The sequence below is a fragment of the Dickeya sp. NCPPB 3274 genome, assembly GCF_000406205.1.
Lineage (GTDB): Bacteria > Pseudomonadota > Gammaproteobacteria > Enterobacterales > Enterobacteriaceae > Dickeya > Dickeya fangzhongdai.
This window is the reverse complement of sequence record NZ_CM001979.1, coordinates 1,320,862-1,345,374: the sequence shown is the minus strand read 5'-3', so window position 1 is coordinate 1,345,374 and position 24,513 is coordinate 1,320,862. Positions and strand designations below refer to the sequence as shown.

The window sequence follows — 24,513 nt, the reverse complement described above, 5'->3', positions numbered from 1 at the left end:
ACGCCGGTCGTCCTTATCACATCAGAACATTTCCACGACTATCAGAACGTTTCCCAGTTATCGCTGCTCTTTTTGCTGCTGCTAGTCGTCGCGGCTGGCAGGGCTTTGGCACGAGACGCCACCGCTTTGGACGGCGCCTGACGATCGCGTCTCGGCGGCAGACCGGCCGACTGTTCTTCCGACAGACGGAATACCGATACCGCTTCAGTCAGCACCATCGCCTGCTCTTCCAGCGAACGGGTTGCCGCCGAGGCCTCTTGTACCAGCGCGGCGTTCTGCTGAGTCACGCTATCCATTTCAGTGATCGCCTGACCGGCCTGAGCGATACCTTTACTCTGCTCATCCGACGCCGTGGCGATTTCCGCCATAATGTCGGTGACGTTGGTTACCGCGGTCACGATCTCGCTCATGGTGCTGCCCGCATCGGCCACCAGCGTCGACCCGTTATCGACACAACGCACCGACTCGGCAATCAGGTGTTCGATCTCTTTGGCCGCCTGCGCACTGCGCTGCGCCAGACTTCTCACCTCGCCGGCCACCACGGCAAAACCACGCCCTTGTTCACCGGCGCGGGCCGCTTCCACCGCCGCGTTCAACGCCAGAATGTTGGTCTGGAAGGCAATACCGTTGATAACGCTGGTGATCTCGGCGATTTTCTTCGAGCTGCCGGAGATTTCCGCCATGGTTTTCACCACATTATCGACCAAATCCCCGCCTTTACTGGCGGTGGTGGAAGCCTGACGAGCCAGTTGACTGGCGTGGCTGGCGTTTTCAGCGTTCTGTTTCACCGTTGATGTCAGCTGTTCCATGCTGGCGGCGCTTTCTTCCAGCGCTGACGCCTGTGACTCGGTACGAGCCGCCAGGTCGTTGTTACCGGACGCGATTTCCGACACGCCCTGATAAATAGAGTCGGCACTGGTACGAATGGTGCTGACGGTATTGGCCAGACTGCCCTGCATATCGCGCAACAGCGGGAACAGCCGGCCCACGCAGTTGTTGCCGAAATCCAGAATCGGTTTCCCCAGGCGGCCGTTGGCAATCACCTGGAAATGATCACGCAGATCGTTAAGCGGGCGCACCAGACAAGCCACCAGATAGCGGTCGGTCAGGAACAACATCACCAGACCGGCGATCAGCCCCGCCAGCAAAATGTTCTGGCCGACGCCAGTGATAGTCTCCAGTCGGTTGCCGGCATCGACGAACATCGTCGAACCCGCTTTATTAAAGTTGGTGAAAGAGACGTTGAACTGGCGGCTGAAGGCCGGCACGATATCTTTGGCGAATTTGTCGTAATCATCGAACTTTTTGTCCGCCGCACGCTGGAACATGGGCTCAACGCCCTGAGTAATCAGATTGCCCCAGTCGCGGATTACCGCGTCAACCAACTCCGGCGACATGCCGGCATGATCAATCTTCTTAAATGCTTCCAGGTTGGATTTCAGTAAATCCAGCGCGGCCTGTGATGATTTTTGCTGTTCGTCCGCTTTCTGGTTATCGCCGCTCTGACGATAGTCAATCGCACGCGCCAGTCGGGTCACCATGCGGAAATACTGGTCGTTGCCGGTGTTAACCAAATTCATATTGTTGACCAGCAACGCACTGGTTTTGGAGGTTTCGTTCATGGTCCGGAACGAATACATGGTGTAGACCGAAACAGCAATCCATAACACACAGAAGATGCCAAGCACCCACAGCATGGCTGTGCGAATGGCAATATTTTTTAGGAATTGCATAGTTGACTCCATAAATGGGCTATTGGTCGAGGAGGTAAGTCTTGTTTTGATTTATGCGATGAGAAAGTCTCTCGCTTTGTAAGAAACATTGCTGCACATTTACATTCAATAAAAGCACCATGCTCTGTCATCGTCAAAACTATAGGAATGTTTAGTGTTTTATGTCGTTTAAAAGCTAATAAAAATTAGATATTTAGCCAATTATCCATATTTTCAGTCATCTGTACGAATATCGTATTTTAAATAAATTAAAAAAACATTAAGGGAGCGATGTAAAAACAACCAACTAATCGCTTCCACGCCATTTCATGACATGGCAACAGATACACGTTTATCCGTCAGACAGTGTCTGCTATCATTAGCGGATCATGGGTGACGCAAGCACCATACCCTTAAGAATCAAGAGGTTATTTTATCTATGGCTCTCATAGGCATTTTTTTTGGCAGTGACACTGGCAATACCGAAAACATTGCCAAGACGATCCAGCAACAACTGGGCAGCGACGTCGCCGAACTGCACGACATTGCCAAAAGCAGCAAAGAAGATCTTGAACGTTTCGACATCCTGCTGCTGGGTATTCCAACCTGGTATTACGGCGAAGCGCAGTGTGACTGGGATGACTTCTTCCCAACGCTGGAAGAGATTGATTTTGCCGACAAGCTGGTCGCCATCTTCGGTTGCGGCGATCAGGAAGACTATGCGGAGTACTTCTGTGACGCCATGGGCACCATTCGCGATATCATCGAGCCGCGTGGCGCCAATATCGTCGGTCACTGGCCGACCGAAGGCTATTACTTCGAAGCTTCAAAAGGCCTGGCGGATGACACCCACTTTATCGGTCTGGCCATCGATGAAGATCGTCAGCCGGAGCTGACCGGCGAACGCGTCTCCAACTGGGTCAAGCAAATCAGCGAAGAGCTGAACCTGAAAGCACTGCTGGCCTGATTCACTTGTGGCTCTGATACCGAGATATTCAGAGCCACATCTATATAGATAGATAAAACCTATCACAATCAGTGATACATTTTTTTAACTTTTCATTCCGACAGGGTACAATACCCACTCGGTCAGCCGGGTTGCGTTTAATGGCCTGTCCTGGCGTACAATATGTCTCTCGCAGGGAACAACTCTGAATACAGAGAGTTAGCAAGAATCATATTGTAAAAGTTCCGTGGTTTTCATTTCGACGGCGCGGTTCTATAATTGAGACACAGTGACCTTTTTTAAGCCGACCGATGATACTAGGCTAATAGCCTCCCAGATAAAGCAAGTAACAGGACTAAATCCGCATGACTGACAACAATACCGCATTAAAGAAGGCTGGCCTGAAAGTCACACTTCCACGACTGAAAATTCTGGAAGTGCTTCAGGATCCTCAATGCCACCACGTCAGCGCGGAAGACTTATACAAAAAGCTGATTGATATGGGGGAAGAGATTGGTCTGGCTACCGTTTACCGCGTGCTGAACCAGTTTGACGACGCCGGCATCGTTACCCGTCATAACTTCGAAGGCGGCAAGTCGGTTTTCGAACTCACGCAGCAGCACCATCATGACCATCTGATCTGTCTGGATTGCGGCCGGGTGATTGAATTCAGCGACGAGTCTATCGAAGCGCGCCAGCGTGAGATCTCCGAGAAACACGGCATCAAACTGACCAACCACAGCCTGTACTTGTACGGCCATTGCAGTAGCGGCGATTGCCGTGAAGACGACAATGCGCACAACGAACGCTAATCACTCAATGCAGAGAAAAAATAAAACCGCCGCGGCGGTTTTATTTTTGTCTTTTTTCCGGTAGCCGGGCGGCTGTTACCCCGCCCAACTGTCCCGCAAACCGACCGTCCGGTTAAACACCAGATTATCCGCGCTGGAATAAACGCGATCGGCGCAGAAATACCCTTCACGCTCAAACTGATAGGCTTTTTCAACTTCAGCCTGACCCAGACTGGCTTCCACAAAGCCCTGGGCGACAGTCAGCGAATCCGGGTTGATGGTGGAGAGAAAATCCTCCGCCGCGCCAGGGTTAGCCACGCTGAACAGACGGTCATACAGACGGAACTGCGCCGGCAACGCATGAGCCGCCGATACCCAGTGGATCACGCCTTTCACTTTACGGCCGTCAGCCGGATCTTTGCTCAGGGTTTCCGTATCGCAGCTGCAGTAAATCGTGGTGATCACGCCCTGCTCGTCTTTATCGATGTGCTCGGCCTTAATCACATAGGCGTTACGCAGTCGCACTTCTTTGCCCAACACCAAACGTTTGTACTGCTTGTTGGCTTCTTCGCGGAAATCAGCGCGATCGATATACACCTCGCGGCTGAACGCCACCTGGCGCGATCCCATTTCCGGTTTATTGGGATGATTAGGCATAGTGAGCCACTCTTCATGCCCTGCCGGCAGGTTCTCAATCACTACCTTCACCGGATCCAGCACCGCCATCGCACGTGGCGCGTTCTCGTTCAGATCGTCGCGAATGCAGGATTCCAGCGCCGCCATCTCCACGGTGTTGTCCTGCTTGGTGACGCCGATGCGACGACAGAATTCACGGATGGACGCCGCAGTGTATCCGCGACGACGCAAACCGGAGATAGTCGGCATACGCGGATCGTTCCAGCCTTCCACCACTTTCTCGTTCACCAGCTGGTTCAGTTTACGCTTGGACATCACCGCGTATTCCAGATTCAGGCGGGAAAATTCATACTGCCGCGGATGGGCAGGAATGGAGATATTATCCAGCACCCAGTCATACAGGCGGCGGTTGTCCTGGAATTCCAGCGTACACAATGAATGGGTGATACCTTCCAGCGCATCGGAAATGCAGTGGGTGAAATCGTACATCGGGTAGATGCACCATTTGTTGCCGGTCTGATGGTGCTCGGCAAATTTGATGCGGTACAGCACCGGATCGCGCATAACGATGAACGGCGAGGCCATATCGATTTTGGCGCGCAGGCACGCCGTGCCTTCGGCGAAACCGCCGCTGCGCATTTTTTCGAACAGCGTCAGGTTTTCTTCGACGCTACGGTCGCGGTACGGGCTGTTTTTACCCGGCGAGGTCAGGGTGCCGCGGTATTCGCGGATCTGCTCCGGCGTCAACTCATCGACATACGCCAACCCTTTATTAATCAGTTCAATCGCGTAAAAGTGCAGCTGATCAAAATAATCAGACGAGTAGCGAACGTTGCCGCTCCAGGAAAAACCCAGCCACTGAACGTCATGCTTGATGGATTCAACGTACTCGATATCTTCTTTTACCGGGTTGGTATCATCAAAGCGCAGGTTGCACTTGCCGTTGTAATCGTCGGCAATGCCAAAGTTCAGGCAAATGGACTTGGCGTGACCGATGTGCAGGTAGCCGTTCGGTTCTGGCGGAAAACGCGTCTGAATATGGTCGTGTTTGCCGGTAGCCAGATCTTCATCAATGATCTGGCGAATAAAGTTGGTTGGGCGGGCTTCAGCCTCACTCATGCTTGGTTCCTCAAATGCGAAAAAACAACCCATAACCACTAATGATCCAACAAGCCACGCCGGGAAACAACCGTTTGTTTCACGAAAGTTTAAGATAAAAAAACGGAGCGTACGTCTCCGTATGCTCCGTTTCCCGACATCTGACAGCGATGGGGCGCCGCCGATTTATTCCTGCGACACCTCGCGTAACGCCGCCGCGATGTTTTCCGCCTGAGTGCCAACCACAATCTGCACGCTTTGCTTGTTGAGACGGATGACCCCGGCCGCACCTAACTGGCGAGCTACAGACTCATCCACCAGGCCGGAATCCTTCACGCTCAGGCGCAAACGGGTAATACAGGCGTCAATTCCGGTCAGATTATCCTTGCCGCCGATAGCCTGCAGGTAACCTCGCGCCACCGACTGGCTGTTGCCGGCGGGAGTGGTAGTTCCCTCGGATGAAGACTGCGCCGTAGCGGCTTCACGCCCCGGCGTCATCAGGTTAAAACGGGTAATGGTGAAGCGGAACACCACATAATAGATGACAAAGAACGCGGCGCCTTGCAGCAGCAGCATGTACCAGTTCGTCGCCAGCGGGTTACGCGAAGACAACACCATATCCACCAGACCGGCGCTGAAACCAAAACCGGCAATCCAGTGCATGCTGGCCGCGATGAATACCGAAATCCCGGTTAGCACGGCGTGCAGCACATACAGCACCGGCGCCACAAACATGAAGGAGAACTCCAGCGGTTCGGTAATACCGGTGAAGAAGGCCGCAAACGCCGCCGCCACCATGATCCCCGCTACCCGACTGCGGTTTTCCGGACGAGCGCAGTGATAAATCGCCAGCGCCGCCCCAGGCAAACCGAACATCATGATCGGGAAGAAACCGGCCTGATAGCGCCCGGTAATGCCGGGAACGGCTTTGCCGGCGTCAATCGCCTGCTGCCCGCTGAGGAAGTTAGGAATATCGTTGATGCCGGCGACATCAAACCAGAACACCGAGTTCAGCGCATGGTGCAGCCCCACCGGAATCAGCAGACGGTTAAAGAAGGCATAGATACCGGCGCCGACCGATCCCAGTTGCTGAATATACTCGCCAAAGGAAACCAGCGCGTTGTAGATCACCGGCCAGACGTACATCAGCACAAACGCCACCACGATCATCAGCATCGAAACCAGAATCGGCACCAGGCGGCGACCGCTGAAAAAAGAGAGCGCCTTGGGCAATTCGACCTGGCTGTAACGGTTGTACAGTTCAGCGGAAATGATCCCGACCAGAATACCGATGAACTGGTTTTCAATCTTACCGAACGCTTTTGGCACCTCCGCCAGCGGGATGTGCTGAATCATCGACACCGCCGCAGGCGAACACAACGTAGTCAGCACCAGATAACCGACAAACCCGGACAACGCCGCGGCGCCGTCTTTATCTTTCGACATGCCGTAGGCGACGCCGACCGCAAACAGCACCGCCATGTGCTCGATAATGGCGGCGCCGGACTTGATCAGCAGCGCGGCCAACGCGCTTTCACTGCCCCAGCCAACCGGATCAATCCAGTAACCCACCCCCATCAGGATGGCGGCCGCAGGCAACGTGGCGACCGGCACCATCAGGGCGCGGCCTACTTTTTGTAAATAGCTGAGTGTACTCACCTTCCCCTCTCTTTCCCTTACGGGTAAAAAAATTGTCTGTCAGCCTTGTTATAAAATCACCCACCAGCCATGCGGGCCTGGTAAAAGTGCTAAAAAATAATTTGTTACGCAAATTAATAACGGTGATTATGTGATAATTCTCACCATAAAAGCACATACAAAAAGTTTATGACGTGACATTAATTCAACTTATTTTAAGACTAAAAAAAACGCGCTACACTAGCCCCAGATAAATTCAGAAACGCTGTGCGGGCATATTACCTGACGGTCATGCTATCTGACTGCGTTTACCCGATGAATAATTGCCTTCGCTAACCGATTGCCTGAGGAGAGCCCCATGAGACTGATTCCGCTAACGACCCCCGCCGAGGTTGGCAAATGGGCCGCCCGCTATATCGCCGAGCGCATCAATGCCTTCAACCCGACGGCGGAACGCCCATTCGTGCTCGGCCTGCCGACCGGCAGTTCGCCGCTGGAAGCCTACAAGTCTCTGATTGCGCTGTACGATGCCGGCCAGGTCAGCTTCAAACATGTCGTCACCTTTAATATGGATGAGTATGTCGGGTTGCCGGCGAACCATCCGGAAAGCTACCGCACCTTCATGTACCAGAATTTTTTCAATCACGTTGATATTCCGGAAGGAAACATTAACCTGTTGAATGGCAACGCGGAAGATATCGCCGCCGAGTGTCAGCGTTATGAAGAAAAAATCAAGTCTTACGGCAAGATTCATCTGTTCATGGGCGGCGTCGGCAACGATGGCCACATCGCTTTCAACGAACCGGCGTCTTCTCTGGTGTCCCGCACACGTATCAAGACTCTGACGGAAGAGACCCGCATCGCCAATTCCCGTTTCTTTGGCGGCGACGTCAATCAGGTGCCGAAATATGCCCTGACGGTGGGTGTCGGTACGTTGCTGGATGCGGAAGAAGTGATGATTCTGGTCAGCGGTCGCCATAAGGCGCTGGCGCTTCAGGCCGCAGTGGAAGGCAACGTTAACCACATGTGGACCATCAGTTGTCTGCAGTTGCACGCTAAAGCGCTGATGGTATGTGACGAACCGTCCACGATGGAGCTGAAAGTGAAAACCGTGAAATATTTCCGCGAGCTGGAAGCTGAAAACCTCAAAAATCTGTAATCGGTGAGCCAGGAGCTTATAGATGTACGCTTTAACCAACGGCCGTATTTTTACCGGCCATCAGATCCTTGACGGCCATGCGGTCATCGTCGCCGACGGTTTGATCGAGGCAGTCTGCCCGACACGCGAACTGCCTGATAACCTGCCCCTGCGCGATCTCGCCGGCGCGTTACTGGCCCCTGGCTTTATCGATCTGCAATTGAACGGCTGCGGCGGCGTCCAGTTCAACGACGCGCTGAACAACCTTTCCGTCAAAACGCTGGAAACCATGCAGCGGGCCAACGAAAAATCCGGCTGTACCAGCTTTTTGCCGACGTTGATCACCTCTTCCGACGAATTCATGCGCCACAGCATCGGCGTGATGCGCGCCTGGCTCGCCCAGCATCGCCATCAGGCGCTTGGGCTGCATCTGGAAGGTCCCTGGCTTAACCCGGTAAAAAAAGGCACCCATGACGCCGCCTTTATCCGCCAGCCGGACGAGTCATTACTCAATTATCTGTGCGATAACGCCGATGTGATCAGCAAAATCACGCTGGCGCCGGAAATGGTATCGACGACGGTTATCCGGCAGTTGACCACCGCGGGTATCGTGGTGTCCGCCGGTCACTCCAACGCCACCTGGGAACAAGCCAAACAAGGCTTTGCCGCCGGTATTCGCTTTGCCACTCACCTGTTCAACGCCATGCCGGCCGTTGCCGGGCGCGAACCCGGCCTGGTAGGCGCCGTCTATGACGCGCCGGAAGTCTACTGCGGCATCATCGCCGATGGCCGCCATGTCAGTTGGGCCAACATCCGCAACAGCAAACGCATCAAGGGCGATAAGCTGGTGCTGGTCACCGACGCCACCGCGCCGGCCGGCTCCGACATCGACCGGTTCACATTTGCCGGTAAAACCATATACTACCGCGACGGCATTTGCGTGGATGAGCACGGCACCCTGAGCGGTTCGGCACTCACCATGATCGATGCCGTGCGCAATTGCGTAGAACACGCGGGTATCGCTCTGGACGAGGCGCTAAGAATGGCGACACTCTACCCGGCGAGAGCCATCGGAGAAGACCACCGACTGGGAAGCATTGAGACGGGCCACGTGGCTAACCTGACGGTATTGACCCGCGATTTTGACATCCTCAATACGTTTGTGAACGGTGAAGAAGTCTTTCATAAACAGTAAACGTATTGCATCGACACGAGTAACGCGTCATGACCACAGGCGGACAAACCCAGATAGGGAACATTGATCTGGTCAAACAACTTAACAGTGCGGTTGTATACCGCCTGATCGATCAGCAGGGCCCTATTTCCCGGATTCAGATTTCAGAGCAGAGCCAGCTCGCTCCCGCCAGTGTCACCAAAATTACCCGCCAGTTGCTGGAACGCGGTCTGATCAAAGAGGTGGATCAGCAGGCGTCGACCGGAGGACGCCGCGCTATTTCCATCATTTCCGAAACGCGGCCGTTTCATACCGTCGCGGTGCGGCTTGGCCGCCACGACGCCACCCTCGCCTTATACGACCTGCAGGGAAAACGGCTGGAGGAAGAGCACTGCAACCTGCCGGAAAACACCCAGGACACGCTGGAAAGCGCGCTGTTCACGGTTATCGATCAGTTCATTGCCCGTCACCAACGTCGTATCCGCGAACTGATCGCCATTTCAGTGGTGCTGCCGGGACTGGTCGACCCCATTGCCGGCGTGGTGCGTTATATGCCGCACATCAGCGTGGACAACTGGCCTCTGGTGGATAATCTCGAACGGCATTTCAAGGTGCACAGCTTTGTCGGCCACGATATTCGCAGTCTGGCGCTGGCCGAGCATTACTTCGGCGCGACACGTGACTGTCAGGATTCGTTGCTGGTGCGGGTTCACCGCGGCGTGGGCGCCGGCATTCTGGTCAACGGCAAAATCTTTCTCGGCAGCAACAGTAATGTCGGGGAAATCGGCCATATCCAGATCGACCCGTTGGGCGACCGCTGCCACTGCGGCAACTTCGGTTGTCTGGAAACGGTGGTGTCGAACGGCGCGCTGGAACAACGGGCGCGTGATTTATTGCAGCAGGGGTTTCCCAGCAAGCTGACGCTGGATAACTGTCAGATCGCCGCTATCTGCAAAGCCGCCAACCGGGGTGACCTTCTGGCCCGTGAACTGATCGAGGCCGCCGGGCAACATCTGGGCAAAGCCATTTCGATTGCCGTCAACCTCTTCAATCCTCAGCGGGTGGTCATCGCCGGCGAAATTACCGGCGCGGACAAAATTCTGCTGCCCGCCATTCAACGCTGTATCAACGCACAGGTGCTGAAAGACTTTCGGCAAAACCTGCCGGTAGTCGTCTCCGAATTGCAGCACTTATCCGCCATCGGCGCTTTTGCGCTGGTGAAACGCGCGATGCTGAATGGCGTATTACTGCAACGTCTGCTTGAAAATCAGTAGGTTTAGTTTTCTGCTATAAGGCCGGATTATGAGATCGCTAAAAATCCGGCGCCTTCTCTCTGCCGTTTTGAACAAAACCCAATAAATCACACCATAAATTACACATTCACCAGCACAATGGCTTTTTTCATTAAATGATATTGAACTGCCATCCCCTTTTGATGCTAAATCAGTGTTACCGATACGGCGGCGAGTCACCCTCTGAGGTGAGATACGGCAAGGAAAAGCGCTGATTACCGCCATACACTTTGACTGTTTCACGTTGTGATGCGTGGATAAAGGGAGCCTCTTGTATGTGTTCTATTTTTGGTGTGCTTGATCTGAAAACCGATCCGGTTGAATTGCGCAAAAAAGCGCTGGAATTGTCCCGCCTGATGCGTCACCGCGGCCCGGACTGGTCTGGTGTTTACGCCAGCGACAAAGCCATTCTGGCGCATGAGCGTCTGTCCATCGTCGACGTCAACACCGGCGCTCAACCGCTCTACAACCAGGCGCACACCCACGTTCTGGCCGTGAACGGCGAAATTTACAACCATCAGGCTCTGCGTCAACAATACGGCGACCGCTATCAGTTCCAGACCGGTTCCGATTGCGAAGTGATTCTGGCGCTGTATCAGGAAAAAGGTCCGGAATTCCTGGACGAACTGCGCGGCATGTTCGCCTTTGCCCTGTATGACAGCGAAAAAGACGCCTATCTGATCGGCCGCGATCACCTGGGCATCATCCCGCTTTATATGGGCTATGACGAACACGGCAACTTCTACGTGGCGTCTGAAATGAAAGCGCTGGTGCCGGTGTGCCGCACCATCAAAGAATTCCCGGCCGGCAGCTACCTGTGGAGCCAGGACGGCGAGATTCGCGAATACTATCGTCGCGACTGGTTCGATTTCGACAACGTTAAAGACAACGTGACCGACGCCAACGAACTGCGCGAAGCGTTGGAAGAATCGGTGAAAAGCCACCTGATGTCCGACGTTCCTTACGGCGTGCTGCTGTCCGGCGGGCTGGACTCTTCCATCATTTCCGCCGTCACCAAGAAGTTCGCCGCCCGTCGCGTGGAAGACGACGAGCGCAGCGAAGCCTGGTGGCCGCAGCTTCACTCGTTCGCGGTCGGCCTGGAAGGCGCGCCTGACCTGAAAGCCGCACGCGATGTCGCAGAACATCTGGGCACCGTGCACCACGAAATCCATTTCACGGTACAGGAAGGTCTGGATGCCATCCGCGACGTGATTTACCACATCGAAACCTACGACGTCACCACCATCCGCGCCTCAACGCCGATGTACCTGATGTCCCGTAAAATCAAGGCGATGGGTATCAAGATGGTGCTGTCCGGCGAAGGTTCGGACGAAGTATTCGGCGGTTATCTCTACTTCCACAAAGCGCCGAACGCGAAAGAACTTCATGAGGAAACCGTACGCAAACTGCTGGCGTTGCACCAGTATGACTGCGCCCGCGCCAACAAAGCGATGTCCGCCTGGGGCGTCGAAGCCCGCGTGCCGTTCCTGGACAAGAAATTCCTGGACGTAGCAATGCGCATCAACCCGAAAGACAAAATGTGCGGCAACGGCAAGATGGAAAAACACATCCTGCGTGAGTGCTTCGAATCCTATCTGCCGCACAGCGTGGCCTGGCGCCAGAAAGAGCAGTTCTCTGACGGCGTGGGCTACAGTTGGATCGACTCCCTGAAAGAAGTCGCTGCCAAACAGATTTCCGACCAGCAACTGGAAACCGCGCACTTCCGTTTCCCGTACAACACCCCGACTACCAAGGAGGGCTACCTGTACCGCGAAATTTTTGAAGAACTGTTCCCGGTCCCAAGTGCGGCTGAATGCGTCCCTGGCGGTCCTTCTGTAGCCTGTTCGTCCGCCAAGGCGATTGAGTGGGATGAATCTTTCAAAAAGATGGATGATCCGTCGGGTCGCGCCGTCGGCGTGCACCAGTCCGCCTACCAGTAATCGGCTTTATTTTACTGTTTTAAACGGGCCCTTAGCGGCCCGTTTTTCTTATGGAATACAGCCAAAAGCCTGCTTTCTGACGCTTTTCTCACCATACTGTTCATAACCCAAACAAACAGCGCGAATACGCCGTTTTTAGGGAAAAAATGTGTTGACGCCAAAAGGCCAACTCCGCATAATGCGCCCCGCAACGCCGATGAAGGTGACGCGGAAAAGATGGCTACGTAGCTCAGCTGGTTAGAGCACAGCACTCATAATGCTGGGGTCACAGGTTCGATTCCCGTCGTAGCCACCATTTTTTCCTGCGGGAGTGGCGAAATTGGTAGACGCACCAGATTTAGGTTCTGGCGCCGCAAGGTGTGCGAGTTCAAGTCTCGCCTCCCGCACCATTGCCTTTATCGGTGTAGAAAACCAAAGCGTCAGCCTAGGCATGCAATAGTTTCATTGGGGTATCGCCAAGCGGTAAGGCAGCGGGTTTTGATCCCGCCACTCCCAGGTTCGAATCCTGGTACCCCAGCCATGAATCAAGTGAGACACGTCATACGATGTGCGCCCTGTTGGGGTATCGCCAAGCGGTAAGGCAGCGGATTCTGATTCCGCCATCCCGAGGTTCGAATCCTCGTACCCCAGCCATATTCAGTCATGAAGCCAACGGCTTCTGACCGTGCAGTAATTTGGCTACGTAGCTCAGCTGGTTAGAGCACAGCACTCATAATGCTGGGGTCACAGGTTCGATTCCCGTCGTAGCCACCATCTTAAAATTGGGGTATCGCCAAGCGGTAAGGCAGCGGATTCTGATTCCGCCATCCCGAGGTTCGAATCCTCGTACCCCAGCCATACAGAAAAGCCCGTGCAAACGGGCTTTTTCTTTTTTTATGGTCTTATCGTTTATTGGTTACCGCTCATCAGCTCTATTCCATCTGCATCAATAACCGGCACCGGCTTAACGCCAGTACCGGCTCATTCATCAATGCGCCACCGAATTGGAAAACAGGTTAATCACCGCCACGCCGGCAATGATTAGCGCCATTCCCAATACCGCCGGCCAGTCCAACCGCTGATCGTAAAAAATCCAGCTTATCGCCGCGATCAACACAATCCCTACGCCCGACCAGATGGCGTAGATCACGCCGGTCGGCAATACCCGCATGGAAACGGTCAGACAGTAAAACGCGATGGCGTAGAACACCACCGTCACCACACTCGGCACCAGCCGGGTAAAGCTCTCCGACAATTTCAGCGCCGTTGTCGCCACCACTTCGGACACAATCGCCAGACAAAGAAATAAATAGGTCATCAGTTTCACTACTCAGAAATAAGGAATTCGCCGCAAGCCGTCAGGATAACGCGTTATGTTGGTCGCCTCTTGGCAGATATAGCGGTATCAATGTAATCACGCCGCATGAAAGCGGCATGACGGCGAACAGATCATGAAAAAACAGCGTAGCGGCTACGCTGTTTACAACCCCAACGCGTAACGCAACGCCTGCTGTTTCAGTTTTCCGGCGCGCTGCGCCGCCATCAACGCCAGGTTGCGGGCAAACTCAAGCGGCGGCAGCCGGTTACTGAACGCGCCGTAAAACAGATCCATGCCGCTTTGCATCAGCAGATTGTCAGGCTTGCGCTGCTGCTGATAGCGTCGCAACACCGGCTCTCCGTACCAGACAGCGCCTTCATCACGCGCCCGAATCACCACATCGAGCAGCGTGGAAACGTCCCGATATCCCAGATTCACGCCCTGCCCCGCCAGCGGGTTGATGGTATGCGCGGCATCGCCAATCAGGGCCAGCCCCGGCGACACATACTGCTGCGCATGACGACGCACCAGCGGAAACGCGCCGGCCGCTACCGCATTGACCTCACCCAGCCGAGCAGGAAACGTCTCGGCGATAGCCTTGTTCAGTTGAGGAAGCGACATCGCCTGCAACTGGCGGATACGCTGCGGGCTGTCGTACCACACCAGCGAGCACCAGCCGTCAAACAGCGGCAGAAACGCGCGCGGACCGGACGGCGTGAAGCGCTGCCAGGTCGCATCCTGTTGCGGACCGGCCAATTCGGCGCTGATCAGCATACAGGACTGGCGATATTGCCAGCCTGTGATACCAATGCCCGCCCACTGGCGAATTTTCGAATTGGCGCCATCAGCGCCAATCACCAGCGACGCAGACAGGCTATCGCCCTGCTCGCCAGTCAGCACCCATTGCTCGTCTTCACGGTGCATACGCTGTAATCGCCACGGGCACAATAACGTCACGCCGGGCGTCCTCTCCAGCACCTGCCACAACGCCAGTTGCAGAATACGGTTCTCTACCATGAACCCCAGCTCGGGTAACCCGAGGTCGGCCGCATCGAACACAACATGCGCATTGTCCCATTCCCAGGTTTCGAGCCGCCGGTAAGGCGCGCTGCGCATCAGCCCGACGCCCTGCCAGGCTCCCAGTCGCTCCAGCAGCCTGACCGACGCCTGACCAATCGCCGATACCCGCACGTCCGGCGTGCTGCCTGCGACAAACGGCGGCGGCGTTTCCTGCTCCAGCACCGCCACCTGAAAACCGTTCTGCGCCAGTCCCAACGCGGCGGCGGCACCAACCATGCCTCCGCCAACAATCACCGCATCATAGTGCATACCTGCCCCACTGTTTCTATTGCGCCGATAAAGAAGACTCAGGCGCCAGAAAGACAAAAGATGGCGATAGTTTACTGGATTTCGGCAACGTTTTTCAGAAAAGCGACGTGCCGCTCGCTCTGGTCACAACGACGGCAAAAGATTACAATACGCGCCCGCATGTACGCGCCCCGTTGAAGGTAAGCGTGTTTACCCGCACTGAGTAATGGCTAGTCGATGACGATGACAAAGAAACTGCATATCAAAACCTGGGGCTGTCAGATGAATGAATACGATTCATCGAAGATAGCCGATCTCCTGGAAAGTACGCACGGTTACCAGCTGACCGAAGTCGCGGAAGAAGCCGACATTCTGCTGCTGAATACCTGTTCGATCCGTGAAAAGGCGCAGGAAAAAGTGTTTCATCAGCTCGGCCGCTGGAAAACGCTCAAAGACGTCAACCCGAATCTGATTATCGGCGTGGGCGGCTGCGTAGCTTCGCAGGAAGGTGAACACATTCGCGACCGTGCGCATTACGTGGACGTGATTTTCGGGCCGCAGACCCTGCATCGTCTGCCGGAAATGATTAACCATGTGCAGGGCACCCGCAGCCCAATCGTGGATATCAGCTTCCCGGAAGTGGAAAAATTCGACCGTCTGCCGGAACCGCGCGCCGAAGGGCCGACCGCATTCGTCTCCATCATGGAAGGCTGTAACAAATACTGTACCTTCTGCGTGGTGCCTTATACCCGCGGCGAAGAGGTCAGCCGCCCGGTTGACGACGTCCTGTTTGAAATCGCCCAACTGGCGGCTCAGGGCGTACGTGAAGTCAACCTGCTGGGCCAGAACGTGAATGCTTACCGCGGCGCGACGCACGATGACGACATCTGCAGTTTTGCCGAACTGCTGCGTCTGGTGGCGACGATTGACGGTATCGACCGCATCCGCTTCATCACCAGCCACCCCATCGAATTTACCGACGATATCATCAGCGTGTACGAAGATACGCCGGAGCTGGTGAGTTTCCTGCACCTACCGGTTCAGAGCGGCTCCGACCGCGTACTGACCATGATGAAGCGCCGTCACACCGCACTGGAATACAAGGCCATCATCCGCAAACTGCGCAAAGCCCGCCCGGCGATCCAGATCAGTTCCGACTTTATCGTCGGCTTCCCGGGCGAAACGCAGGAAGATTTCGAGCAGACCATGAAACTGATCGCCGATGTCGATTTCGACATGAGCTTCAGCTTTATCTACTCGCCTCGCCCCGGCACCCCGGCCGCCGACATGGTGGACGACGTAACCGAAGAAGAGAAAAAACAGCGGCTGTACATTCTGCAGGAACGCATCAACCAGCAGGCCATGCAGTACAGCCGCCGGATGATGGGCACAGTACAACGCATTCTGGTCGAAGGCACCTCGCGCAAGAGCGTGATGGAACTGTCCGGCCGTACTGAAAACAACCGCGTAGTCAACTTTGAAGGAACGCCCGATATGATCGGCAAATTCGTCGACGTGGAAATTGTCGACGTTTACCCGAACTCGCTGCGTGGCGTGGTCATCCGCACCGAAGATCAAATGGATCTGCGCGTTAGCGAGTCGCCGACGTCGGTTATCGCTCGTACCCGCAAAGAGAACGAGCTAGGCGTTGGCCTCTATCAGCCGTAATACGCTGATGATCGTTCTCAGGCGGGCCGTCAAACGGCCCGCTTTTTCTTTGCTGCGACGTCCGGATTAGATTCATCCCCCCGCCGCCTTTATGCCGAATGTGACTTGCGCCCTGCGGGGTTCACGATAAATAATCAGGGTAATCTCTGCGCCACATCCGGGCAGATATCACTGCCTGTGGCACAGCGTCATTGCTCATTCTGCTTAAACCCAAGAGGAATAGTTTGAACGTAACGATAAAAGAAATTGCCCTCGAACCCGCGGACAACAAACGCCTGCTCAGTCTGTGCGGCCCGTTTGACGACAACATCAAACAGCTGGAACGCCGCCTCGGCATAGAGATCAATCATCGCGACAACAACTTCAAGCTGATGGGGAAAGACCTCTGCATCGACGCCGCCGCCGACATCCTGCGTCATCTTTATGTCGATACCGCTCCGGTACGCGGCGTGATTCCGGATATTGAGCCGGAACAAATTCATCTGGCCATCAAGGAATCCCGGGTACTGGAACAGACCGCCGACAGCGTGCCGGAATACGGTAAAGCGGTAAATATCCGCACCAAACGCGGCGTGATCAAACCGCGTACCCCCAATCAGGCGCAGTACATCGCCCATATCCTCGATCACGACATCACCTTCGGTATCGGCCCGGCCGGCACCGGGAAAACCTATCTGGCGGTGGCAGCCGCGGTGGATGCGCTGGAACGTCAGGAAATCCGCCGCATTCTGCTGACTCGTCCAGCGGTGGAAGCCGGTGAAAAACTGGGTTTTCTACCCGGCGATCTGAGCCAGAAGGTAGACCCGTACCTGCGCCCGCTGTATGACGCGCTGTTTGAAATGCTGGGTTTCGAGCGGGTGGAAAAGCTTATCGAGCGTAACGTCATTGAAGTCGCGCCGCTGGCCTACATGCGCGGCCGCACGCTGAACGACGCCTTCATCATTCTGGATGAAAGCCAGAACACCACCATCGAGCAGATGAAGATGTTCCTGACCCGTATCGGGTTTAACTCGAAAGCGGTCATCACCGGCGATGTCACCCAGATCGACCTGCCGCGCAATCAAAAATCCGGTTTGCGTCACGCCATCGAGGTACTGTCGGAAGTCGAGGAAATCAGTTTTAACTTCTTCCACAGCGAAGACGTGGTACGCCACCCGGTGGTCGCCCGCATCGTCAACGCTTATGAAGCGTGGGAAACCGCCGATCAGAAACGCCGGGACGAACTGGCGGAACAACGCAAACGCGAAGCGCAGGCCGCCGCGCAGGAGCAGAAATGAGTCAGGTTATTCTCGATTTGCAAATCGCCAGCGAAAATAGCAACGGGCTGCCGTCGGAAGCCGACTTTCAGCGCTGGCTGGAAGCGGTGTTGCCGCAATTTCAGGAGGTGGCGGAAGTCACCATCCGGGTGGTGGACGAAGAAGAAAGCCATCACCTGAACCTGACTTATCGCGGCAAAGACAAACCGACCAACGTACTGTCGTTCCCGTTCGAAGCGCCGCCGGAAGTGGAGCTACCGCTGCTGGGCGACCTCATCATCTGTCGGCAGGTGGTCGAGCAGGAGGCGGTCGAACAGGGGAAAAGCGCGGATGAACATTGGGCGCACATGGTTGTCCATGGCAGCCTGCATCTGTTAGGTTATGATCATATCGAAGACAGTGAAGCCGAAGAAATGGAAGCGCTGGAAACGGAAATCATGCAAAGTATGGGTTATGCCGACCCGTATCTGGCAGAAAAAGAAGATTTTACTGACAAGCCTTAAATCCGATATTTTAAGGATCAGACGCCAGCGGCGATACGCCACCGACGACATTCACCGCTGGTCATCATTTCTTAACAAGAGTGATATTAACTGACGCCATGAGCGACGACCATTCTCCCAACAGCGATACCCCCAGTCCCAAAAAGGGATTTTTCTCTCTTTTTCTCAATCAGATTTTCCACGGTGAATCCAAAGATCACGATGATCTGCTGGCATTAATCCGTGATTCGGAACAAATTGATCCGGAAATCCGCGACATGCTGGAAGGGGTGATGGATATCGCCGAACAGCGGGTGCGCGACATCATGATCCCGCGTTCGCAGATGATTACCCTCAAGCATAACCAGACGCTGGAAGAGTGCCTGGACGTGATCATCGAATCGGCCCACTCCCGTTTCCCGGTCATCAGCGAAGACAAGGACCATATCGAAGGCATCCTGATGGCCAAGGACCTGCTGCCGTTCATGCGCAGCAACTCCGAACCGTTCAGCATGGATAAAGTGCTGCGGCCTGCCGTCGTGGTGCCGGAAAGCAAGCGGGTGGACCGCATGCTCAACGAATTTCGTTCCCTGCGCTACCACATGGCGATCGTCATCGATGAATTTGGCGGCGTCTCCGGGCTGGTGACGATTGAAGACATTCTGGAGCTGATCGTCGGCGAAATCGAAGACGAATACGATGACGAGGAAGACCGCGATATCCGCCAGCTGAATCGCCAGACTTACACGGTGCGCGCGCTTACGCCTATCGAGGACTTCAACGAGATCTTCTCCACCCGATTCAGCGATGAGGAAGTGGATACCATCGGTGGTCTGGTGATGCAATCTTTCGGTCACCTGCCGGCACGCGGGGAAACCATCGACATCGACGGTTACCTGTTCAAAGTTGCCATGGCCGACAGCCGCCGTATTATTCAGGTTCATGTCAGAATCCCTGACGACGTTCCGCAACCGCAACTGGAAGATTAATTCATTCATGGCAGTCGCTTCATTAATGCAACGCCAGCAGGTTCGCCTCCTGCTGGCGCTTTTATTCGGTGCCTGCGGCACACTGGCGTTCTCTCCTTATGATTTCTGGCCAGCCGCCATTATTTCGTTGATGGGGCTACAGGGTCTGACGCTGAACCGCCGGGCTCGTCAGGCGGCGGCGATCGGTTTCAGTTGGGGATTCGGTCTGTTCGGCACCGGCATCCACTGGGTCTACTACAGCATCGCCGACTTTGGCGGCATGCCCGGCCCGGTGAATGTCGGTCTGGTGGTGCTGCTGGCGCTCTACCTGTCGCTCTATCCGATGCTGTTTGCCGGGTTGCTTGCACGCCTGTGGCCGCAGACGAGCGTATGGCGCGTAGCACTGGCGGCGCCGGCGCTGTGGCAGGTCACCGAACTGCTGCGCGGTTGGGTGTTGACCGGCTTTCCCTGGCTGCAGTTCGGCTACAGTCAGCTTGATGGCCCGCTGAAAGGTATTGCGCCGATCGCGGGGGTCGATACCCTCACCTTCCTGTTGATGATTATCAGCGGGTTGCTGGTACTGGGGCTGACGCTGCGGCGCTGGCAGCCAGCGCTGGTTGCCGCTGCATTGTTGGTGCTGCCGTGGCCGTTGCGCTCGCTTGAGTGGTACAAACTGCAGCCGGAGCGCGCGGTCAACGTAGCGATGGTACAAGGCAACATTCCTCAGGCGTTGAAGTGGGACCCGAACGAGCTGCTCAACACGCTGAAAGTCTATTTCGATAACACGCTGCCGGCGATGGACAAAGCGCCGCTGGTGATTTGGCCGGAATCCGCCATTCCGGATGTCGAAATCCGCCAGCAGGATTACCTGACGCAACTGGACGCCATCCTGCGTGAGCATCACAGCAGCCTGATCACCGGCATTGTCGATGCGCGCAGGGAAAACAATCGCACCGATTTCTATAACAGCATCATCGTGCTGGGCGATCAGCAGCCCTATCGTTATCCGACCACCAACCGCTACAACAAACATCATCTGGTGCCGTTTGGCGAATTCGTGCCGCTGGAAACCCTGTTGCGCCCGCTGGCGCCGTTCTTCGATCTGCCGATGTCCGCGTTCAGCCGCGGCGGCTACCTGCAGCCGCAGTTGGTGGTTAACGGCTACCGCCTCACCGCCACCATCTGTTATGAGGTCGTTCTGGGGCAACAAGTGCGCGACAATTTCCGCGCCGACACCGATATGCTGCTGACCATTTCCAACGATGCCTGGTTCGGCAACTCTATTGGTCCCTGGCAGCATTTCCAGATGGCCCGGATGCGGGCGCTGGAACTGGGCCGCCCGTTGCTGCGTTCCACCAACAACGGCGTAACGGCCGTCATCGCGCCCGACGGCAGCATCAGCGCCAGTCTCCCGCAGTTCACCCGCGATGTACTGGAGACCCGCGTAACGCCGGCAACCGGCATCACGCCTTACGCCCGCTTCGGCTCCTGGCCGTTGTGGCTGCTGGAAGCCTTGCTGGGCTTCGCTGCGCTGGTTTATCGCTTCCGTTCCCGCTGATTTCCGCATTCGCCGTCTCACAACAAGACATGTCCGGACATGTCTTGTTTCATTTTTGGCACACAACTTGCTACTCATTGATATGAAACGTCTGACGTTGCACGTTTGCGGCCATCCCGCCCTGCGATAGCACAATACCAGGGCACAAACTGCACCAAATTAGTGCCATAAGTTTTTTATTGCAGCACTTTGGTGCGGAGCGCCTCGCAAAAAGCAAACATTCTCGTTTCATTATGTTTACAATCCGCTATTTTTAAACATGACAGCGTTTTATTCGCTCTTTAGCGGTGCACAACATGTGGCCGGTAATAGCCCAGCAGAATTTGCACCACCACAACAGCAAAGGAGTTAGAGCATGCAATTGCGTAAACTGGCACTGTCGTTAATGCTGATCAGCACAACAGCAACTATGGCTTATGCAGAAGAACAGCCGGCTTCGGCCCAAAAAGAAAACGCACCGATCCCCACGCTGAAAAAAGTCAAAGACAGTGGTGTTATCGTTATTGGTCACCGCGAATCTTCCGTGCCGTTTTCCTACTACGACAATCAGCAAAAAGTCGTAGGCTATTCACAGGCTTACTCCGACAAGATTGTTGAAGCCGTCAAAAAAGCGATCGGCGCGCCCAATCTGCAGGTGAAACTGCTCCCCATCACTTCCCAGAACCGTATTCCGCTGTTGCAGAACGGTACCTTCGATCTGGAGTGCGGCTCCACCACCAACAACCTGGAACGCCAGCAGCAGGCTGCCTTCTCCAATACCATTTTCGTGATCGGCACGCGTCTGCTGACCAAAAAAGACTCCGGCATCAAGGATTTCACCGATCTGAGCGGCAAGGCGGTGGTCGTTACTTCCGGCACCACATCTGAAGTGCTGCTGAACAAAATGAATGAAGAGAAGAAACTGAACCTGCGCATCATCAGCGCCAAGGATCACGGTGATTCCTTCCGCACCCTGGAGAGCGGCCGTGCGGTGGCCTTCATGATGGACGACGCGCTGCTGGCAGGCGAACGCGCCAAAGCCAAAAATCCGGACGAATGGGTCATTGTCGGTACGCCGCAATCTCACGAAGCCTATGGCTGCATGCTGCGTAAGAACGACCCTGAATTCAAGAAACTGGTGGACGACACCATCGCTCAGGTACAAACCTCCGGCGAAGCCGCCAAATGGTACGAGCAATGGTTCACCCAACCGATCCCGCCGAAAAATCTTAACCTGAACTATGTCCTATCCGACGACATGAAGGCACTGTTCAAGGCACCGAACGATAAGGCGCTGTAACCGTATTAATAATGACAATAAAGGGCAGTAATTCTGCCTTTCGATTGCTGATTCGTGGCAAGACAGACAGGCGCAGGGTGGTCGTTCCCCACCCTGCGAATCCACAAGCCACTCATCAATCTTCGGGGTAGCGAACGCTACCCTTTTTTTACCGGAGTTTGTTATGTCAATAGATTGGAACTGGGGCATTTTCCTGCAATCCGCTCCGTTCGGAAATACGACCTATTTGGGGTGGATTATTTCCGGCCTGCAGGTCACCGTATCACTTTCCTTGTGCGCCTGGGTCATCGCCTTCCTGCTGGGCTCGCTGCTGGGTATTCTGCGTACCGTCCCCAACCGTCTGCTGGCCGGTATCGGCACCTGTTATGTCGAGTTGTTTCGCAACGTGCCGCTGATTGTCCAGTTCTTCAGTTGGTATCTGGTTGTGCCGGAGCTACTGCCAACCAAAATCGGCATGTGGTTTAAGGCCGAACTGGACCCCAATATCCAGTTCTTCCTGTCTTCCATGTTCTGTCTGGGCATGTTCACCGCCGCGCGCGTGTGCGAACAGGTGCGGGCAGGCATTCAGTCGCTGCCGCGTGGTCAGAAGGCCGCCGGTCTGGCGATCGGCCTGACGCTTCCCCAGACCTACCGTTATGTCTTGCTGCCCAACGCCTACCGGGTGGTGGTGCCGCCGCTGACCTCGGAAATGCTCAACCTGGTGAAAAACTCCGCCATCGCCTCCACTATCGGCCTGGTGGACATGGCGGCTCAGGCCGGCAAACTGCTGGACTACTCCGCTCACGCCTATGAATCCTTCAGCGCGATCACGCTGGCCTATATCGGCATCAACGCCATCATCATGCTGATCATGCAGATTGTGGAGCGTAAAACCCGTCTGCCGGGCAATCTGGGGAGCAAATAAATAAATGTATAATTTTGACTGGAGTTCGATTCCGCCCAGCTTGCCTTATCTGATCAAGGGGATGGGCATCACGCTGGAAATCACCCTGACCGCGGTCGTGGTGGGGATTGTCTGGGGCACCGTGCTGGCGGTGATGCGCCTGTCGCCCATCAAGCCCATCAGTTGGTTTGCGAAACTGTACGTCAACCTGTTCCGCTCGGTACCGCTGGTGATGGTGCTGCTGTGGTTCTACCTGATCGTGCCGAGCTTATTACAAAATGTGCTTGGCCTTTCTCCGAAAACCGATATTCGGCTGGTATCAGCTATGGTAGCCTTCTCGCTGTTTGAGGCGGCCTATTATTCCGAGATTATCCGCGCCGGCATCCAGAGTATTTCCCGCGGGCAGGCCTCCGCCGCGCTGGCGCTGGGGATGACCCACTGGCAATCCATGCGGCTGGTGATTCTACCTCAGGCGTTCCGGGCCATGATTCCCTTGCTGCTGACTCAGGGTATCGTGCTGTTTCAGGATACCTCGCTGGTGTACGTGCTTAGTCTGGCGGACTTCTTCCGTACCGCATCCACCATCGGCGAACGTGACGGCACTCAGGTGGAAATGATCCTGTTCGCCGGGTTTGTGTACTTTGTTATCAGCCTCTCGGCGTCGATGCTGGTCAATTATTTGAAGAGAAGGACGGTTTGATGATTTTCCTGAAAAATGTTTCTAAATGGTATGGTCAATTTCAGGTGCTGACCGACTGCTCCACCGAAGTGAAAAAAGGTGAAGTGGTGGTGGTTTGCGGACCTTCCGGCTCCGGGAAATCGACCTTAATCAAAACCGTTAACGGCCTGGAGCCGATCCAGCAAGGTCAGATTGAAGTTAACGGCACCACTGTCAATGACAAACGCACCAATCTGGCGCAATTGCGCTCCAAAGTCGGCATGGTGTTCCAGCATTTTGAACTGTTCCCCCATTTGTCCATCGTCGACAACCTGACGCTGGCGCAGGTCAAGGTACTCAAGCGCGACAAAGAAGCCGCCCGCGAGAAAGGGCTGAAGCTGCTGGCGCGCGTCGGCCTGTCGGCGCATGCCAACAAGTTCCCCGGGCAGTTATCCGGCGGTCAGCAACAGCGTGTGGCTATCGCCCGCGCCCTGTGCATGGACCCGGTGGCGATGCTGTTTGACGAACCGACCTCGGCGCTCGACCCGGAAATGATCAATGAAGTGCTGGACGTAATGGTGGAGCTGGCGCAGGAAGGCATGACCATGATGGTGGTGACCCACGAGATGGGATTCGCCCGCAAGGTAGCGCACCGCGTTATCTTCATGGATGAAGGCAAGATCATTGAAGACACCCGCAAAGAGGACTTCTTCAGTAATCCGCAGTCTGACCGCGCTAAAGATTTTCTGGCGAAAATCCTGCATTAATCCGCAGCGTATCGCCATATCGCA

20 protein-coding genes and 6 tRNA genes are annotated in these 24,513 nt (G+C 55.2%); 21 read left to right on the top strand and 5 right to left on the bottom strand.

Going from position 1 to position 24,513, the window contains the following annotated elements:
• Window positions 1-41: 41 nt before the first annotated feature.
• A complete protein-coding gene (locus DXX3274_RS06795) occupies window positions 42-1,733 on the bottom strand; it encodes a methyl-accepting chemotaxis protein (protein WP_042859168.1) in 1,692 nt (563 codons plus the stop codon).
• A 418-nt stretch (window positions 1,734-2,151) separates the two neighbouring features.
• Between DXX3274_RS06795 and fldA the strand changes: the two genes are divergently transcribed.
• Window positions 2,152-2,679 carry a flavodoxin FldA gene (fldA, locus tag DXX3274_RS06790; protein ID WP_042859167.1) on the top strand — a complete coding sequence of 176 codons (528 nt, stop codon included), beginning with the start codon at window positions 2,152-2,154 and terminating at the stop codon, window positions 2,677-2,679.
• A 344-nt stretch (window positions 2,680-3,023) separates the two neighbouring features.
• On the top strand, window positions 3,024-3,470 hold the full coding sequence (fur, locus tag DXX3274_RS06785; protein WP_013316991.1) for a ferric iron uptake transcriptional regulator: 447 nt from the start codon (window positions 3,024-3,026) through the stop codon (window positions 3,468-3,470).
• 75 nt (window positions 3,471-3,545) lie between these two features.
• Here the strand turns inward: fur and glnS are convergent, their stop codons facing one another.
• Window positions 3,546-5,204 (bottom strand): glutamine--tRNA ligase, encoded by a 1,659-nt coding sequence (glnS, locus tag DXX3274_RS06780; protein WP_042859166.1) that lies wholly within the window; start codon window positions 5,202-5,204, stop codon window positions 3,546-3,548.
• A 165-nt stretch (window positions 5,205-5,369) separates the two neighbouring features.
• Entirely contained in the window at window positions 5,370-6,842 is a 1,473-nt protein-coding gene (nagE, locus tag DXX3274_RS06775) for an N-acetylglucosamine-specific PTS transporter subunit IIBC (protein WP_042859165.1), read from the bottom strand.
• Between the two features lie 337 nt (window positions 6,843-7,179).
• Between nagE and nagB the strand changes: the two genes are divergently transcribed.
• From nagB to DXX3274_RS06725, 10 genes are all read left to right on the top strand, one after another.
• Window positions 7,180-7,980 (top strand): glucosamine-6-phosphate deaminase, encoded by an 801-nt coding sequence (gene nagB / locus DXX3274_RS06770; RefSeq protein WP_042859164.1) that lies wholly within the window; start codon window positions 7,180-7,182, stop codon window positions 7,978-7,980.
• A 22-nt stretch (window positions 7,981-8,002) separates the two neighbouring features.
• Complete coding sequence (gene nagA, locus DXX3274_RS06765) at window positions 8,003-9,154, top strand: N-acetylglucosamine-6-phosphate deacetylase (protein WP_042859163.1); 1,152 nt, start codon at window positions 8,003-8,005, stop codon at window positions 9,152-9,154.
• A 29-nt stretch (window positions 9,155-9,183) separates the two neighbouring features.
• Window positions 9,184-10,407, top strand: coding sequence for an ROK family protein (locus DXX3274_RS06760; protein ID WP_042859162.1), 1,224 nt, complete (start codon window positions 9,184-9,186; stop codon window positions 10,405-10,407).
• A 293-nt stretch (window positions 10,408-10,700) separates the two neighbouring features.
• Window positions 10,701-12,365: an asparagine synthase B gene (gene asnB, locus DXX3274_RS06755; protein ID WP_042859161.1), complete on the top strand. Its 1,665-nt coding sequence runs from the start codon at window positions 10,701-10,703 to the stop codon at window positions 12,363-12,365.
• A gap of 218 nt (window positions 12,366-12,583) precedes the next feature.
• A tRNA-Met gene (locus tag DXX3274_RS06750) sits at window positions 12,584-12,660 on the top strand.
• Window positions 12,661-12,669: 9 nt separating this feature from the next.
• Window positions 12,670-12,754 (top strand) — tRNA-Leu (locus DXX3274_RS06745).
• A 56-nt stretch (window positions 12,755-12,810) separates the two neighbouring features.
• A tRNA-Gln gene (locus DXX3274_RS06740) sits at window positions 12,811-12,885 on the top strand.
• Between the two features lie 38 nt (window positions 12,886-12,923).
• A tRNA-Gln gene (locus tag DXX3274_RS06735) sits at window positions 12,924-12,998 on the top strand.
• Window positions 12,999-13,041: 43 nt separating this feature from the next.
• Window positions 13,042-13,118: transfer RNA gene (locus DXX3274_RS06730), tRNA-Met, on the top strand.
• Between the two features lie 9 nt (window positions 13,119-13,127).
• Window positions 13,128-13,202 (top strand) — tRNA-Gln (locus tag DXX3274_RS06725).
• A 130-nt stretch (window positions 13,203-13,332) separates the two neighbouring features.
• On the opposite strand, the gene DXX3274_RS06720 is transcribed toward DXX3274_RS06725, so the two are convergent.
• Both DXX3274_RS06720 and ubiF read right to left on the bottom strand, forming a co-directional pair.
• Window positions 13,333-13,662 (bottom strand): multidrug efflux SMR transporter, encoded by a 330-nt coding sequence (locus tag DXX3274_RS06720; protein ID WP_038668768.1) that lies wholly within the window; start codon window positions 13,660-13,662, stop codon window positions 13,333-13,335.
• Between the two features lie 162 nt (window positions 13,663-13,824).
• The gene (ubiF, locus tag DXX3274_RS06715) at window positions 13,825-14,991 is read right to left on the bottom strand and encodes a 3-demethoxyubiquinol 3-hydroxylase (RefSeq protein ID WP_042859160.1); all 1,167 of its coding nucleotides are present in this window, start codon (window positions 14,989-14,991) and stop codon (window positions 13,825-13,827) included.
• 222 nt (window positions 14,992-15,213) lie between these two features.
• On the opposite strand from ubiF, the gene miaB reads away from it, so the two are divergent.
• From miaB to DXX3274_RS06670, 9 genes are all read left to right on the top strand, one after another.
• Window positions 15,214-16,638, top strand: a complete 1,425-nt coding sequence (gene miaB, locus DXX3274_RS06710; protein ID WP_038668771.1) for a tRNA (N6-isopentenyl adenosine(37)-C2)-methylthiotransferase MiaB — start codon at window positions 15,214-15,216, stop codon at window positions 16,636-16,638.
• 224 nt (window positions 16,639-16,862) lie between these two features.
• Window positions 16,863-17,915: a PhoH family protein gene (locus DXX3274_RS06705; RefSeq protein WP_042859159.1), complete on the top strand. Its 1,053-nt coding sequence runs from the start codon at window positions 16,863-16,865 to the stop codon at window positions 17,913-17,915.
• Complete coding sequence (gene ybeY / locus DXX3274_RS06700) at window positions 17,912-18,397, top strand: rRNA maturation RNase YbeY (protein WP_042859158.1); 486 nt, start codon at window positions 17,912-17,914, stop codon at window positions 18,395-18,397. The genes DXX3274_RS06705 and ybeY overlap by 4 nt, the downstream gene beginning before the upstream one ends.
• A 98-nt stretch (window positions 18,398-18,495) precedes the next feature.
• Window positions 18,496-19,365 carry a CNNM family magnesium/cobalt transport protein CorC gene (corC, locus tag DXX3274_RS06695; protein WP_042859157.1) on the top strand — a complete coding sequence of 290 codons (870 nt, stop codon included), beginning with the start codon at window positions 18,496-18,498 and terminating at the stop codon, window positions 19,363-19,365.
• Between the two features lie 7 nt (window positions 19,366-19,372).
• Window positions 19,373-20,902 carry an apolipoprotein N-acyltransferase gene (gene lnt, locus DXX3274_RS06690; RefSeq protein WP_042859156.1) on the top strand — a complete coding sequence of 510 codons (1,530 nt, stop codon included), beginning with the start codon at window positions 19,373-19,375 and terminating at the stop codon, window positions 20,900-20,902.
• Window positions 20,903-21,257: 355 nt separating this feature from the next.
• Window positions 21,258-22,181 carry an amino acid ABC transporter substrate-binding protein gene (locus DXX3274_RS06685; protein WP_038660921.1) on the top strand — a complete coding sequence of 308 codons (924 nt, stop codon included), beginning with the start codon at window positions 21,258-21,260 and terminating at the stop codon, window positions 22,179-22,181.
• Window positions 22,182-22,344: 163 nt separating this feature from the next.
• Window positions 22,345-23,085, top strand: coding sequence for an amino acid ABC transporter permease (locus DXX3274_RS06680; protein ID WP_042859155.1), 741 nt, complete (start codon window positions 22,345-22,347; stop codon window positions 23,083-23,085).
• 4 nt (window positions 23,086-23,089) lie between these two features.
• Window positions 23,090-23,764 carry a glutamate/aspartate ABC transporter permease GltK gene (gltK, locus tag DXX3274_RS06675; RefSeq protein ID WP_042859154.1) on the top strand — a complete coding sequence of 225 codons (675 nt, stop codon included), beginning with the start codon at window positions 23,090-23,092 and terminating at the stop codon, window positions 23,762-23,764.
• Window positions 23,764-24,489 carry an amino acid ABC transporter ATP-binding protein gene (locus DXX3274_RS06670; RefSeq protein ID WP_038660930.1) on the top strand — a complete coding sequence of 242 codons (726 nt, stop codon included), beginning with the start codon at window positions 23,764-23,766 and terminating at the stop codon, window positions 24,487-24,489. The genes gltK and DXX3274_RS06670 overlap by 1 nt, the downstream gene beginning before the upstream one ends.
• Window positions 24,490-24,513: the final 24 nt, after the last annotated feature.